This window comes from Mucilaginibacter sp. Mucisp86, assembly GCF_047324315.1.
In the GTDB taxonomy this organism is placed as follows: domain Bacteria; phylum Bacteroidota; class Bacteroidia; order Sphingobacteriales; family Sphingobacteriaceae; genus Mucilaginibacter.
In genome coordinates this window covers 614,666-631,643 of the sequence record NZ_CP168503.1, presented here as the reverse complement: position 1 = coordinate 631,643, position 16,978 = coordinate 614,666, and the positions used below count along the sequence as shown (strand labels likewise).

Sequence of the window (16,978 nt, the reverse complement as noted above, 5' to 3'; positions counted from 1 at the left end):
ATATATTATTGATCCACAACGATAAACCAATTAAACCCAAACATTTCAAAGATATGAAATTTTATGCTCTTACCGGGTGTAGGCACTCTGCCTATATCCATAAATTTCTGTTGGTGATGAAACTTACCATCGTTTTATTGATCACAGCATTTGTCCAGGTATCCTTTGCAGGTCACGCGCAAAACATCACATTTTCTGGCAAAAATACCCCTATTGCGCAGGTATTTAATGAGATCCAAAATCAAACCGGTTATACTTTTCTTTATACCGATGAAATGCTTAACGGCTCCAATCCGGTAAGCGTTGATTTTAAACGTACCCCGTTAACCGAGGTGTTGAAAGCTTGTTTCCGGAATCAGCCACTAACATATACCGTAAAAAATAGAGTAATTATAATTCAGCGTAAATTGCCCGAGCCGGAACCGCTGATAGTGGCGCAGGCAATAGTTGTGAAAGGTAAGGTTACCGATGATAAGGGGAGTCCTCTTCCGGGTGTTACTGTAACGCTTAAAGGTAGGGCCATTAATGCTGTAACCGATAATTCAGGGGCTTATACCATTACTATCCCCTCGGGCGAAACCAATGCGGTACTTGTATTTAGTTTCGTTGGTTTTGATTCAAAAGAAGTGGTTGTAGGCAGCCAAACGATCATTAACGTCAAACTCAATGTTACAGACAATAAGCTGAATGAGATTGTAGTAGTAGGTTACGGTACTCAAAAAAGGGCTACATTAACAGGCTCGGTTGCAACAGTTAATGCTAAGGCATTTGAAGATAAAGGCAGTTTGGCCAATCCCTTCCAGGCATTACAGGGTCAGGTACCGGGTGTGCTGATAACAAGAGGCTCGGCAGCGCCGGGTAACGAAGGCTGGAATATCAATATCAGGGGAGCATCCTCGATAAACCCTACAGATGCATTAGTGGTGATTGACGGTGTTGCAGCCGTTGGTGTTCGGTCGTTGGATGCTATCAATCCAAATGATATTGAAAGCATGTCGTTCCTCAAAGATGCATCGGCAGCTATTTATGGGGCGAGGGCCGCTGGCGGCGTGGTGCTGATCACTACTAAAAAAGCCAAAAGCGGTAAAACGGTAGTACAATATGATGGTTCGTTTTCGAGCAAAATTGTTGGGCTTCAGCCTCATTTAATGAATGTTGAGCAATGGGCCAACGGCGTCATTACAGCCAGAAGAAATGATGGATTTGACGACAGTGATGTTTGGATCAAGTATGGTAAGCTGGCTTTAGCTAATTTGAATAATTATATAGATATCAAAACCTATGGAAGTAACCCCTTACCAAACTTTAGCGATGTAAACGACTATGTGTTTTTTAACAACAGCTGGACAAATGTTTTATGGGGAACAGCAAACTCTACCCAAAATAACTTAAGTGTTGCCGGCCGTACCGAAAAGGCAGGTTATCGTATTTCTTTAGGATACATGGACGATGGTAGTATCCTGCGATGGGGAAATAACTCCAATAAACGTTACAACGTACGTTTGGCTAATGATTTCCTGATAGGCAGCAAAGTGAAAATCGAATCAAATATAGACTATGACCGTAATGACGTTTTAACACCTACGCTGATCAATAATGTACTTGGGCAATACGCTCAGCCTGGGATGCCCATATCAACCATTAACGGCGGGCCATATGCATGGGGCGGACAGCTTAACCCCAACTGGCAGGCCAAACTGGGCGGCGATAACCGTTTGACCAAAGCAAACGTTTATATCAATGAAAAAATTAATTATGACATTTTAAAAAGTCTGAAGTTTGTTGCCACCCTGGGTTATAACACAAATAATGCAAACCGGTATACGCAGCAAAATTCAATTCAGTGGTACAATTATTTAGGCACCGTGCCGGGTATTACTAATCCTACACAGGACGCATCCTATTTTAAACGTGCAAATCTTGGCGAAGACTATTATAATGCCAATGCTTATTTCGAATACAAAAATACCTTTAGCACAGACCATTCGGTAAGTGTTACAGCAGGCAGCCAGTACGAGCGCGATGAATATGATTATTTTGATGCTACCGTCCTTAACCCGGTTTCGCAGGATATTAAAACGTTAACTGGTATTGGTAACCAAACCAATAGTGAAACCAAAAACCACTACGCCATAGGCTCGGCATTTAGCAGGGTAAATTATGCCTATAAACAAAAATACCTGCTCGAGGCCAATTTCAGGTATGATGGTTCTTCCAAATTTGCCGAAGAAGACAGGTGGAAGGCCTTTTACGGTTTTTCTGCAGGCTGGAGGATCAGCCAGGAAAATTTCATGAAAGGTGCTACTTTTTTTAATGATTTAAAGTTGAGAGCGTCCTACGGAGTTGTAGGTAATCAAAGCGGGATTGGTTTATATGATTATATCCAGCAATTGGTATTAGCTAAAACAGGTACTGTAACCAGCAATAACCCCATCCTGGGCTCGGGACAGGCCGTAACCGTTGGCCCAACTAATGGCCTGGTGAGTTTGAACAGAACATGGGAGCGTATCAAAAACAGCAACATTGCGCTCGATTTCTCGATATTGAAGAGCCGTTTAACCGGTACTGCCGAATATTTTATAAAAGATAACAGCAATATGCTTTTACCGCAAACCTATCCCTCAATTTTGGGGGCACAGGCCCCTGCGGCAAATATTGGCCACCTGAAAACCAATGGATGGGAAGTTAGCTTATCCTGGGCTGATAAAATTGGCCAGGTTGGTTACAATGTAGGCGGCAATATCAGTTATAATAAAAACAAACTGATCAACATCAATGGCGCTACAACTATATATGGCGGTTATAATGCAGCAACACAAGGTTACCCTATAGGTTCGGTATTTGGTCTGGAATATGCCGGCCGCATCCAAACACAGGAACAGGCGGACGCCGCTACTAAGCTGATTGCAGGCTCTGATATCCCGGGTGGTTCTTATACTGCCCAAATAGGCGATAACTCTTATAAAGATTTAAATGGTGATGGAAAAATTACCAGCGCCGATTATAAGTATCTCGGTACCGACGATCCTCGGTATTCCTATTCCTTCAATACCGGGGTACAATGGAAGGGTTTTGATATCTCTGTAATTTTTCAGGGAGTAGGCAGCAGAACCATTTTCAGAAATGGTGATGTATGGCGGGTGCCTTTTAGCGCCGTTTACCTGAATACCACCAATCAATCGGTAAATAATAACTGGACACCGGAAAATACCGGTGCTTATTATCCTAAATATTCAACTAACGGCACTGTCAATTCCTATAACTATCAACCCTCTTCATGGTCGGTTGAAAATGGCGCTTACCTGCGCTTGAAAAACGCGGTAATAGGCTATACAATACCTCAAAAACTGATTTCTGCAACCAATTTTATATCAAAACTACGTGTTTATATCTCAGGAAACGACCTGTGGGAAATAACTAAAATAAAAGATGGATGGGACCCGGAAGCGCCAAGAAATGTGATCACGACAGACGGAAGCCCTTATTACGGCCGCTATCCATTTTACAGATATTTAACCGCCGGTGTTAACGTTACCTTCTAATTTTTAAAAACATGAAAAGATTTAATTATAAATATATCGTAGCGTTTGCATTGATTGCTGCTGTATTCGGCTGCAAAAAAGCGTTGAATTTAAACCCGCAGGATACCTTGTCTGACGCTGCTTATTGGAAAAAAGCCAACGATTTTAAGCTGGCTGCAAATGCATTTTACCTGTATGAAAGAACATTTGCGGGTACAGTTACGGATGGCGTACACAGTGATCTGAGATCAGATCTGATAACCAACAGCACTAAAAACGTTTACAGCCAGGGAACTAACAGCGTTGTACAAACAGACGGAACATATAATACAGATTACCAGCGCATCCGGAATATCAATTTTCTTTTAGACAAAGCTTCAACCTATGCTGCGCCGGCCGAAATAGCCCAGTATGTAGCCGAAGCCAAATTTTTCAGGGCATATGTGTATTTCGACCTTCTGCAAATCTTCGGTGGGGTAACTATTGTTTCGAAACCGTTGGATACCAATGATCCATTATTGATGGCAGCCAGAAATTCAAGGGATGAAGTTACCGATTTTATTATAGCCGACCTGAATGCCGCAATTGCCAACCTGCCATTGGAAAGTGTGCTTCGGTCTGCAGATGAGGGGCGTGTAAGTAAGGGGGCTGCCGGGGCGTTGCTATCAAGGGTGGCCCTTTATGAAGGAACCTGGCAAAAATCAAGGGGAAACGCTACGCGCGCCAATACATTACTGGATATAGCCATTAGTTCAAGCAAAGCTGTAATGACCAGCGGGCAATATGCCTTGTTTGGGACAACCGGCTCAAGCATTGCCTTAGGCGATTCGGCGCAGAAGTATATGTTCATACTTGAAAATACCAAATCAAATCCGGCAGGTATTACCAAATCGGCAAATACCGAGTATATTCTTTCAAACCGTTATGATGAAAGTATCCGTATTTCTAATCTTAACATAACCAAAACAACATTTGGCAATGGCCTTGTAGATTGGGCAACCCGCAAACTCGCTAATCTTTATTTATGCAGTGATGGCTTACCTATCGAAAAATCGCCATTGTTTAAAGGTTATAGTACGGCAAGGTCTGAATTTGCTAACAGGGACAAACGTATGCAATATACCTTAATGGTAAACGGCAATTACTACTGGAACAATACCAACTATCGTGTTACCTGGAAAAATGATGCCGCAGATATGGCCAACGCCGCTTTAAAACCGCTGGTTTCTAATTATGGTACCGGTTACCAGAACCAGAAATGGGCGTCAGAAAGAAATGTGGCCGACACTTATGAGTCATATGATTACCCTGTGATAAGGTATGCCGAAGTATTACTGAACTACGCTGAAGCTACTTACGAGCGTAACGGAAATATCTCTGATGCCGATTTAAATATTTCGTTAAATCAGGTAAGGCACCGTGTAAACAACGCAATGCCATCGCTTACCAATGATTTTGTAACCGTCAATGGTTTAAATATGCAAACGGAGATCAGGAGGGAGCGAACCATCGAATTGTATAATGAAGGCTTCCGGATAGACGATCTTAAACGCTGGAAAACCGCCGAAACGGAAATGCCGATGCCGGTGCAGGGCATTAAATGGGCCGGTACCGAATTTGCCACCATTTGGCCTGGTGCAAGTACCATACCCCAGGATGCAAACGGCATTTTGATTATCGATAACGCCAGGACCTGGCAGGATAAAAACTACCTGTTACCACTTCCTCAGGACCAGATCAAGTTAAATAGTAAGCTTACGCAAAATCCGGGTTGGTAGTAATTAACTCAACCAGATCAGCCTAAATACAAAATATTAAAAAGACCAAATTATGAAACCTACTTTATGGTTAATAGCGTTGTATGCCATATTGGTAACAACGTCCTGCAAAAAATCACCGTCATTATATGGTGTAGAAAAAAATAGTAAGGGTGTGGCTAACCCAACCGGGGCGGCAACATTTAAACACCCGGGAATGTTGCTGACTGCATCGTCGTTAGATTATATCAAAACACAGATAGCATCATCTTCCGAGCCATGGAACACAACTCTTATTGCCCTCAAAGCCTCAACATGGGCTTCTTTAAACTATCAAATGCAGGGGCCAACCACGCTCATCACCCGTGATCCTACAATTATAGCCCGTGATGGTATAAACTATAAGTCAATTATTGAAAATGACTCTTACGCAATCTTTGCTCAGGCCCTGATGTGGAAACTTACCGGCAACAACGCCTATGCGGATAATGCGGTGAAAATGCTTAATGCATGGTCTACCACATTGAAGAGCATTACCAGTACCGGGCCAGATGTTTATCTATGTGCAAGTTTCAATGGTTTCATCATGGCCAATGGTGCCGAACTGGTACGTGATTATTCCGGATGGCAAACCGCAGACCTGCAAAGATGTAAAGACATGTTCCGGAACATCTGGTACCCTGTAATTAAGGGTATCGAAATTCCGGGTGGGGCCAATGGAACCTGGGACAGTGCCAATGCTAAGGCGATAATGGCCTTTGGGATATTTCTGGATGACCAGTCAATGTTTGATGCTGCTTACAACTATTTCTATCATGGAAACGGGGATGGTACTATCGAGCATTATTTTCTGCCAAGCGGGCAAAACCAGGAATCCGGGAGGACACAAAGCTATAGTCAGTTAGGGCTTTGTAATTTCGAAGAACTATGCGAAATGGGTTATAATCAGGGCAAACCGGATATGTGGGTAGCTAAGGATACTGTCATTATGAAAGCTTTTGAATATAACGCCAAATATAACCTGGGCCAGGATGTACCTTACAATACAGCTTTTCCCGAGGTATATGGAAAATGGGTGTACCCGGCCATATCTACTGATAGCAGGGGGAGCTACCGTCCTATATTTTATATGGCCTACAATCAATTTCATAACCGTCTTGGTGCAGCTATGCCAAATACCCAGCGCGTGCTGGAGCAATATACTGCCATTGAAAAACAAACTATCGGCACAGTTACAGACGGTACCGGCTGGGGGAGCTTATTGTTTTACCATCCTTCGGCAGGCGGTTTAACCCCTGTAGCGGTTGGTGCATTAAGATGGGAATTTGATGCGCTGGAAGGCTGGGGAGGCATACCATGGGCCGAAAACTCAAAGGTTGCCGTGGCTAATGGTCAGTTAGAAGTCTCTGCTTCAATCGGCACTTATATTCGTGCATGGCAGGGTTCTGCTTTGTTAGATCCCGTGACCTATCCTTATCTCGCTGTTAAAGTTACCCAGATCCCTAAGCTTAAAAAGAGTACCGACGATTGGGCTGTCCAGGCTTATTGGAGCATTAACGGCACAAATCACGATTTCAGGTACGTGAGCAAAACAGATATGACGCTTTTGGGCACGCAGGTTTACGTCATTAAATGGACGCCAAAATCTGGCCTGAATGATGGAGTGCCATTCCCAACAGCTTCAACAACAGGCGGGCTTTACCTTGATTTTGGTGATTGCGCAAGCGGCGAAAAAGCCAAGGTCGACTGGGTGCGTTCGTATAAAAACCTGGCGGATATTCCGAATAATTAAGACTCGTTATCAAAAGATATCTCGGTAGTGAATCCGGAGCCGGTTTCAAGCGGGCTTCGGATTTATAAAGGTTTATCAAAGAGAATGAAAAATTGTCCCTTATGATTGAGCTGTTACCCCCCTTTGTAATTTTTTAAGGTAATTACTTTTGAGATGATTATAAATCGTGAAATTATTTGTCCTATAGATATTAAACCGTTTTAGTTAAAAGACCCAATGAGAATCGGGATGAAAAAACTTGAGGATGATACTGTTTTGATATGAAAAAAAACGCAATAATATTGATGACCGGTTTGTGGATAAGCTGCTTTATCAGCATGGTCCACGGACAGGGAATAAAAGATTCTGTACTTAGCATTCGGTCGCCGGATAAAAATATAACATTCAGGTTTAGTCAAAAGGCTGATGCAGGGAAGCGCACAATGTACTATAGTGTAGCTTATAAAAACAAACAGGTAATCCTTCAGTCAACCCTTGATCTTCAGCTGGATAATAGTCTCTCAGAAAAAGCAATGGCGCTTAAAGTTGATCAGCATAAAAACTGGTGCGAAAACCTGCTGATCACCGGAATTGATTCCTCTCTACATGATACTACCTGGGTTCCTGTTACAGGCGAGCAAGCTATCATCAGGGATCATTATAATGCCATGAATATTACGCTGGTAAAAGATGATAACCCAATTTATGTAATGCAGGTGCAGGTTAGGGTTTACAACGAGGGGGTAGCGTTTAGGTATTATTTCCCCGAAAATCCTAAAGGTACCTATTACAATGTAACTTCAGAAAATACCGAATTCAGTGTGCCTGAAGGTACGCAGGGCTGGTTTGCCAATTGGGCACAAGCTCCGTATTATAAACTGCCATTAAAAGACTGGCCCGGTGAAAGCGAACGGCCATTAACCATTGAACTGCCTAACGGCCTGTTTGCCGCACTCGGAGAGGCTCAACTGGTTGACTATGCCCGCACTAAATTTAAACTGAGCACTGATAAACCATCTACTTTAGTAACATCGATGTTTGGTGGGGCGCAGCTGATTTCGCCGGTAGGCACCCCGTGGCGGGCAATCATGATAGCCGAAAAGCCGGGTGATTTGATCGAACATAACTATATGATGCTTAACCTCAACGAGCCATCAAGAATAACTAATGCCGATTGGATCAAGCCCGGTAAAATTATGCGGGTAATGGCCCAGACCACAGCTGATGCCAAAGCAAATATAGATTTCGCGGTAAAACATAACCTGCAGTATATCTTGTTTGACTGGAAATGGTATGGGCCGGCCTTTAGCTTTAGTTCCGATGCCACTAAGGTTGCGATACCCGATTTTGACCTGCCTGGTATAATTAAATATGGAAATGATAAAGGCGTAGGCGTTTGGCTCTATGTTAATCAGCAGGGGCTGTATGCCCAAAGCGATAGTCTGTTTGCCGTCTATCATAAATGGGGAGTTAAAGGTGTAAAGTTCGGGTTTGTACAGCAGGGCTCGCATCGTTGGACAACCTGGGTGGAAAAGGCAATTCAGCAGGCGGCAGATGCACACATCATGGTAAATATGCATGATGACTGGCGGCCGACCGGCGAGCAGCGTACCTGGCCAAACCTGATGTCGGCCGAGGGGATCCGTGGTAACGAGGAGATGCCTGATGCCTCGCACAATACAGTACTGCCTTTTACGCGGTACATTGCCGGAGCAGCCGATTATACTATCTGTTATTTTGACAAGCGGATAAAAAACACCCATGCTCATCAATTGGCGCTGGCTGCTATTTATTACAGTCCGCTGCAGACCCTGTATTGGTATGATAAACCCTCGGCTGAACACAATGAGCCCGAACTGGAATTTTGGGACAAGATCCCAACCACATGGGACGAAACAAAAGTAATACAGGGAGCTCCGGGGCAATACATCACAACAGCCCGCAGAAGCGGAAAAGATTGGTTTGTAGCCACTATTACCAACAATGATGCACGCGAAGTTAAACTTGATTTGAGTTTTTTAGAACCCGGTAAAAAATATAAAGCTACAATTTACAGCGATGACCCGTTGGTAAATACAGCCACCCATGTTAAGGTGAGCAGTAAAAGTGTAAACAGCAATACAGCATTGAAGTTTGTCCTGCTGCCATCTGGCGGAGAGGCAGTTTATCTTACCCCGGAAAAATAACCCCATAATCAGCTTAGAATAATTTAATCTAATAATACATCATACATGAGCCTAAAGCATAAAAATAATTACGTAATCAGTGCAGATATCGGCGGTACCCATATTACCGCGGCTGTTATTGACCTGGAAAAGAAGATGATCATTGAGGGTACCCGCACCCGGGTAAACGTAGATTCACAGGGAACAGCAACTGAAATACTTGAAAGTTGGTCAGCCGCATTGGTACAGGCTTATGAAAAATTTGGTTCTCCGGTTAAGCAGATTGGCCTGGCAATGCCCGGTCCGTTTGACTATGAAAATGGGATCTCACTAATTAAAGATCTGCATAAATATGAGGCTATTTATGGTTTAAACATTAAGTTATACTTATCTGAAGTGCTTGGGGTAGAAGCTGCAGATATCCTGTTCAGAAATGATGCTGAAGCTTTTTTACAGGGAGAAGTAGTAGCAGGAGCAGGTACCGGCTTCCGGAAGGTTATTGGAATTACACTGGGTACCGGGTTTGGGTCAGCCCTGAGTGTTGACGGTATTGTAAATGATTTAAACTTGGGTAGCGAGGTTTATCGAGATAGTATTGCTGATGATTATTTCTCTACAAGGTGGTTTTTGCGGCGATATCATGAAATAACCGGCCTCTCGGCTACAGGAGTGAGCGGGCTAATATTAACGTCCAAACATAGCGCGGTGGTCAGGGGCATATTTGATGAGTTTACGGTTAATCTGTCGTTGTTCCTTAAAGATATTGTTCTGCATGAAAAGCCGGATACGCTTGTTATTGGCGGCAATATTGCAAAGGCATCCGGCATGTTCCTGGATGAACTCACCAACCTGTTAACATCACATTTTGAAAGTTTGAAAATTAAATTGGCAGTGTTAGGAGAAGACGCCGCCCTGATGGGAGCCGCTGCAAGCTTTGATAACAGGTTAGGGCTTGATATTTTACTTAACGCCAATCAACAGGACAATCAATTTCAATAAATAATATGACCAATAAACCAGCTTTTACCGAGAAAAGATTTATCGTAACCTTCGTATTTGTTACCTTGCTGTTCCTTATGTGGGGCTTGCTGCATGCTATGAGCGATGTGCTGAATAAGCATTTTCAAAACGTGCTCAACCTCTCCATATCCCAATCCGGCCTAATACAATTTTCAGTTTTTGGCGCTTATTTTATTATGAGTATCCCGGCAGGTTTGTTCATGAAAAAATACGGCTACAAGTCTGGTGTGATATTAGGTTTACTTTTATTTGCCGGAGGTTTATTTTTATTTGTGCCGGCAGCCAATGCCGCCTCCTTCGCCTTTTTCAGGATGGCACTTTTTATCGTAGGCTGTGGCATGGCAACACTCGAAACGGTGGCACATCCGTTTGCCGCAGCGCTTGGTGACCAGCGTAAAAGCGACCTGCGGTTAAACTTTGCGCAAACGTTTAACGCAGTGGGTACCATCATAGGGCCTACCATTGGCGGCTTTTTCCTGTTGAGCGGAGACACTGTGAAATCAACAGATCTTACCTCAGTTAAAACTTTATATGTAGCCATTGGCATTGTAGTGATATTAATAGCTGTTGTATTTGCGTTTTTGAAGATACCGGCTTTAACAGACCCTCACGCAACCATTGTAGCTGATGATCCGGAAGCCATTAATGTAGATGTAGCCCCTTCAAAAAAGCTATTCCAGCATAGTCACTTTGTATGGGCTTGTGTTGCTCAATTCTTTAATGTAGCTGCACAAGCAGGTACCTGGGCTTATTTTATAAATTATGGCGCAAGTGTAATGCATTTCAGTGATGAAAAAGCCGCTTATTTTATGAGTTTATTTATGGGTATGATGTTGCTTGGCCGTATTGTGGGCACCTCACTCATGACCGTTATTGCCCCCAATAAATTGCTGGCCGTATTTGCCTGCGGGAGCATCTTAATGTGCCTTATAGTTGCACAAAGTTTAGGCTGGACATCATACATCGCCCTGCTGATGATCAACTTCTTTTTCAGCATTATGTTCCCTACTATTTTCAGTTTGGGGATCAAAAACCTGGGCAGTCATACACAGCAGGCTTCATCTTTTATAGCGATGGGGGTTGTAGGCGGCGCGGTATTTCCAATGATCATGGGGCAGATAGCCAACCAAAGCGTAGCCCACGCTTACTACTTGCCGATTATATGCTATGCGGTGATCTTTTTATTCGGCGCCAAATTTTATAAAGTTAAACACTAATGAAATACGCCCGGATAATCATTTTAACCTGCATACTGGCCGCTATAGCCGGAGTTGCATCTGCGCAAGTGAAAACAAAAATGCCTGTTAGGTATGATTTTTCTTACCTCGATAGGAAGATCGGCGGCTGGGTTGATAGTGGTTACTATAAAGGTGCATCTATAATTATTGTTAAGGATGACAAGGTTATCCATCAAAAATATTTTGGAAACTATACCCCTGAAACAGTAGCCTATATAGCATCGGCAGGCAAATGGCTTGCTGCTGCTACTATAGCTGCTGTTGTTGACGATGGCAAATTATCATGGGATGACAAGGTTAAAAAATGGCTGCCCGAATTTAAAGGTCAAAAAGGAGAAGCTACTTTAAGACAACTGTTTTCGCACACAGCCGGCTATCCTGATTATCAGCCGGCCGGCCGACATCCTGATAACTATCAAACCCTAAAAGAGTCGGTAGCTCACATTGTTGATTTACCCGCCGATACTGCTCCCGCTACTAAATTCAAATACGGCGGCCTTGCCATGCAGGTAGCCGGTCGTATGGCCGAATTAGCTACAGGTAAGGATTGGGAATCGATCTTCCAGGAGAAAATAGCGAAGCCATTGGGGATGCAATTAACCCATTTTACGCCCGTAAGCGATGTTGATGGTCAAAGTCCTATGCTTGGTGGCGGGGCAAGATCGGCACTGGAAGATTATGCCCGTTTCCTGAACATGATAATCCATAACGGGGTATATAAAGGCAAGCGCATCCTTTCCGCAAAAGCCATACAAGAGCTACAGGCCGACCAGGTTGGAAATGCTGAAATGACCGACCCTTACGTTGAAAACACCCGTGCCAGTGAACGAAAGGATGTTTACGGTCTTGGCGAATGGCGGGAAGAGGTTGATGCCAAAGGTAATGCCATACTGATCAGCAGCCCGAGCTGGGCGGGGGCTTATCCCTGGATTGATAAAAAGAACCATGTTTATGGCTTTATGCTTGCCCGTGTAGCCGAAATGAAAAACGGTTTCAATTCATTTTTAGGAAGCCCGGTACTGCCGCTGTTGGTAAGAGATGTGCTTGTCCAGGTGAGCATGAGCTGTGTAAAACACGGTTATATCACCACACCGGATGGCGCTAAGCTGTATTATGAAGAAACGGGAAAAGGCGAGCCGCTCATTCTTCTCCACGGGCATTCATTTGACCGTACGGAATGGGACCCGCAGTTTTTTGCGCTCACTAAAAAATACAGGGTGATCCGTTATGACCTGAGAGGATACGGCTGGTCATCGATGCCTTCAGAAAATCAGAAAGCCCTGCATGCCGATGATCTGAAAGCCTTAATGGATCAGTTGCATATAGCAAAAGCGCACGTAGTTGGGTTGTCATTGGGCGGGTTTATTGTTACTGATTTTTTGGCGCTTTACCCCGGTCGCCTGCTTTCGGCCACTGCGGCCAGCGGCGATTTTTTTGATGTTCCCGGCCCCGGTCAACCATGGACAGCCGAAGAGGCCGAAACTCAGCATGAAAAGATCAAAACATGGCAGGTAAAAGGTATCCAGGCCGGTAAGCGAGAGTGGTTTAATAAATTAACCGTACGCAATGGTAAAAACATTAAAAGCTTAAGACAGCCCGTCTGGAACATGATCTATAAATGGGATGCCTGGCAGCCCCAGCATCTTGAGCCCCGATTTTTATTAGGCAATGAGGCGGAAACCCGGTTAAAGGCGCAAAAAATAACCGTTCCGGTAATGGTGCTCACAGGCGATGCTGATGCGGATATTCCCGACAGGTTATTAAAAGTGGTGCCATCGGCTAAACAAATGATCATTCCTCATGCCGGCCATGTCAGCAACCTGGAAAACCCCGATGGTTTTAATGAAAAGCTATTGGCTTTTTTAAATACGATAGATAGCAAAAGATGAAAAAAATTAACAGGTTCTTGATGATTGGGCTGCTGATATTACCCTTTGGAGCGTTAGCTCAATATGTGGGTCAGCACCAATCTCAAATAAAAGCAGAACCGAAGATAGCTGTCAAAGCATACAGTTTTGATTTACAGGATGTGAAACTGCTTGATAGCCGTTTTAAGGATAATATGGACCGCGAAGGCGAATGGATGCTATCCTTACCAGTAGAGCGGCTGTTGCACAGCTTTAGGGTTAACGCCGGCATGCTCACGGATAAAAAGAGCAGCAAAACCAAAATGCCTACCCCGCTTGGCGGTTGGGAAGCCTTGGATATGGAATTACGTGGTCATAGCATAGGACATTTACTATCTGGCTTATCCTTCCAATATGCTGCTACAGGTAATGCAGCTTTTAAGCAAAAGATCGATAGCCTGGTTGCCGGGCTCGCAGAGGTACAGATTACCCTGAATGAAGATGGTTACTTAAGTGCTTTTCCGCAAAATTATATTGACAGGAATATTCAAGGCAAAAGCGTTTGGGCTCCATGGTACACCCTGCATAAAATAGTGGCCGGTTTAATTGATGCTTACTGGTACTCGGGCAATACCCAGGCACTGGATGTGGTGAATAAAATGGCTTCATGGGCTTACAAAAAAATAACGCCACTGAGTGGAGATCAACTGGCCCTGATGCTCAGGAATGAGTTTGGCGGCATGAACGAAGCCTGGTATAACCTATATTCCATCACCGGTAACCCGGAACATAAAAAACTTGGCGATTTGTTTTATCACCACGCCGTGCTTGATCCTTTGGCAGCAGGCGAGGACAAACTCAACAAGATGCACGCCAATACCGTTATTCCCAAAATCACGGGTGAGGCCCGTGCTTATGAGTTAACAGGAGATGTCAGGGATAAAGCGATCGTAAGCAATTTCTGGGATAATGTGATCCGTAATCAAACCTATGTCATCGGCAGTAACAGCGATAAGGAACACTTTATCGAACCTGGCAAGATCTCAAAATTCATAACCGGCTACACCGGCGAAACCTGTAATACCTACAATATGCTCAAGGTAACACGCCACCTTTTTACATGGGATGCCGACGTAAAATATGCCGATTATTATGAGCGGGCTTTATACAATCATATTTTGGGGCAGCAGGATCCCAAAACTGGTATGGTATGTTACTTTACGCCATTAAAAGCCGGGGCCTTCCGGCTGTACAGTACCCGCGATAGTTCGTTTTGGTGCTGTGTAGGCTCGGGGTTTGAGAGCCAGTCGAAGTATGGCGAAGCTATTTATTACCATAACGATCAGGGTGTTTATGTCAACCTGTTAATTCCATCGGTATTAACCTGGAAAGCTAAAGGTTTGAAATTAAGACAGGAAACCGCTTATCCCGAAGAGGCGACTACCCGGCTTATTATCGATTCCGCAAATGCAGAAGGCTTATCGCTTTATATTCGTTACCCGGGTTGGGCCCGTAGTGGCGCGATAGTGAAAATAAATGGTAAAAGCGTCAAAGTTAACCAGGTGTCGGAAAGCTATATCACCCTGAACCGCAAATGGAGAACCGGCGACAAGGTTGAAGTAACCTATCCAATGACGTTGCGCCTGGAACCAACGCCGGATAATCCTAAAGTTGCCGCTGTAATGTATGGGCCGGTAGTACTGGCAGGTGAAATGGGTACCGAAGCGATGCCAGCCCATGCACCATATCATGACGCAACCGATCCTTACCAGTATTACGATTATGATTATAACATCCCGGATAATATGGTTCGTTCTTTAAAAATTAATGCGGAGAACGTTGCTGAGGCTTTAAAACCAGTTAAAGGGGAGCCTCTGACTTTTAAAACTACCAATACTATAAATGGAACGCCGGTTACATTGGAACCCTACTATAACCTGCACCGCCAGCGCTATGTAGTTTACTGGGATTTAAATTGATATGAATAGCTTAACAATGTATAAAAGAAGTTTTATAAAAAGCTTAATAACGGGATTCATCCTGGTTATGGGTACTGGTCGGGGCTTCACGCAAATATCGAAAGTTTGGGTGGCCGATAAAGGCAATGGCACTTATCAAAACCCCATTATCCATGCCGATTATTCTGACCCTGATGCTATCCGCGTAGGGAATGATTATTACATGGTATCATCCAGTTTTAATTGTATGCCGGGATTGCCAATTCTGCATTCTAAGGACCTGGTAAACTGGCAGCTGATCAATTATGCCTTAAAAAAGCAGGAGCCTGCAGCGGTTTACGATTTGCCTCAACACGGAAAAGGGGTTTGGGCCCCTTGCATCCGTTATCATAATAATGAGTTTTATATCTATTATCCTGATCCCGATTACGGTATTTACATGGTTAAAACCAGGAATCCTGCAGGGGATTGGGAAAAACCGGTGTTGGTATTGCCGGGTAAAGGGATTATTGATCCGGCTCCTTTTTGGGGCGATGACGGCAAAGCTTATTTAGCTGTTGCCTGGGCTGGCAGCCGTGCCGGTGTTAACAGTCTCATCACCATTTTTAAGATGGATGCAAGTGGAACAGCAGTTACCGATGAAGGAACACATGTTTATGACGGACACGGAAAAAATCATACCATAGAAGGTCCCAAGTTTTATAAACGAAATGGCTATTACTACATTTTTGCCCCGGCAGGGGGAGTAGCTACCGGCTGGCAATTAATACTACGTTCTAAAAATATTTATGGACCTTACGAAGAAAAGGTAGTAATGGACCAGGGCAAAACCAATGTGAACGGCCCGCACCAGGGTGCGCTGGTGGAAACCCAAACAGGTGAGCCCTGGTTTATTCATTTCCAGGACAAAGGTGTTTACGGCCGGGTAGTTCATTTACAACCGATGAAATGGGTGAACGACTGGCCGGTGATTGGTAATGACCCGGATCAGGATGGTAAGGGAGAACCTGTACTTACCTATAAAAAGCCAAATATAGGTGCGGTGTATCCTATCCAGAGACCTGCCGAAAGCGATGAATTTAACAGTGATAAAACCGGTTTGCAGTGGCAATGGCATGCTAATTCTAAAATTCAATGGAGTGCCCAGATCAAAGGATCAGGCTATTTACGGTTGTTTGCTTATCCGCAGGATAAAAATGCGATTAACCTTTGGAATACTCCTAACCTGTTACTGCAAAAACTGCCTGCCCCCGAATTTACAGTAACGACAAAGGTAAGATACCAGGTTGAGTGGGAGACAGGACAGGGAAAAAAAGCAGGTTTACTAATGATGGGCAATGATTATGCCTACCTCTCCATATCAAAAGATGATCAGGGATATAAGTTAAACACAGTGGTTTGTAAAAACGCCATGGACGGTACAACGGAGGAAGTGACTGATGAGAAACGTATCAAAAGTGCTGAGGCATATCTGTGCATCAAAGTAAGCGCTCCCGATGCCCGGTGTGTTTTCAGTTACAGCGAGGATGGGATAAATTTTACCATTATAGGAAAAGAGTTTGCTGCCAAACCTGATAAATGGATAGGTGCTAAAGTAGGCTTGTTTTGTATCAGCGCCGCTGATGTACGTATGGGTGGTTATGCGGATTTCGATTGGTTCAGGGCAGATAAATAGCATATTATTTTATAAAGAAAGAAGAG

Annotated in this window: 9 protein-coding genes; all 9 read left to right on the top strand. The window is 43.9% G+C overall.

Annotated elements, in window-relative coordinates; genetic code table 11:
* Positions 1 to 53 precede the first annotated feature (53 nt).
* Complete coding sequence (locus ACEN9X_RS02715) at positions 54 to 3,542, top strand: TonB-dependent receptor (protein WP_413668942.1); 3,489 nt, start codon at positions 54 to 56, stop codon at positions 3,540 to 3,542.
* Positions 3,543 to 3,553: 11 nt separating this feature from the next.
* Positions 3,554 to 5,299 carry a RagB/SusD family nutrient uptake outer membrane protein gene (locus ACEN9X_RS02710; RefSeq protein ID WP_413668941.1) on the top strand — a complete coding sequence of 582 codons (1,746 nt, stop codon included), beginning with the start codon at positions 3,554 to 3,556 and terminating at the stop codon, positions 5,297 to 5,299.
* Positions 5,300 to 5,351: 52 nt separating this feature from the next.
* Positions 5,352 to 7,070, top strand: a complete 1,719-nt coding sequence (locus ACEN9X_RS02705; protein ID WP_413668940.1) for an alginate lyase family protein — start codon at positions 5,352 to 5,354, stop codon at positions 7,068 to 7,070.
* A gap of 260 nt (positions 7,071 to 7,330) precedes the next feature.
* Entirely contained in the window at positions 7,331 to 9,235 is a 1,905-nt protein-coding gene (locus tag ACEN9X_RS02700) for a glycoside hydrolase family 97 N-terminal domain-containing protein (protein WP_413668939.1), read from the top strand.
* A 45-nt stretch (positions 9,236 to 9,280) separates the two neighbouring features.
* Positions 9,281 to 10,213 carry an ROK family protein gene (locus ACEN9X_RS02695; RefSeq protein ID WP_413668938.1) on the top strand — a complete coding sequence of 311 codons (933 nt, stop codon included), beginning with the start codon at positions 9,281 to 9,283 and terminating at the stop codon, positions 10,211 to 10,213.
* 5 nt (positions 10,214 to 10,218) lie between these two features.
* Positions 10,219 to 11,451, top strand: coding sequence for a sugar MFS transporter (locus ACEN9X_RS02690; protein ID WP_413668937.1), 1,233 nt, complete (start codon positions 10,219 to 10,221; stop codon positions 11,449 to 11,451).
* Positions 11,451 to 13,361: an alpha/beta fold hydrolase gene (locus tag ACEN9X_RS02685; protein WP_413668936.1), complete on the top strand. Its 1,911-nt coding sequence runs from the start codon at positions 11,451 to 11,453 to the stop codon at positions 13,359 to 13,361. The genes ACEN9X_RS02690 and ACEN9X_RS02685 overlap by 1 nt, the downstream gene beginning before the upstream one ends.
* Entirely contained in the window at positions 13,358 to 15,298 is a 1,941-nt protein-coding gene (locus ACEN9X_RS02680; RefSeq protein ID WP_413668935.1) for a beta-L-arabinofuranosidase domain-containing protein, read from the top strand. The genes ACEN9X_RS02685 and ACEN9X_RS02680 overlap by 4 nt, the downstream gene beginning before the upstream one ends.
* A gap of 16 nt (positions 15,299 to 15,314) precedes the next feature.
* The gene (locus tag ACEN9X_RS02675; RefSeq protein ID WP_413668934.1) at positions 15,315 to 16,952 is read left to right on the top strand and encodes a glycoside hydrolase 43 family protein; all 1,638 of its coding nucleotides are present in this window, start codon (positions 15,315 to 15,317) and stop codon (positions 16,950 to 16,952) included.
* Positions 16,953 to 16,978: the final 26 nt, after the last annotated feature.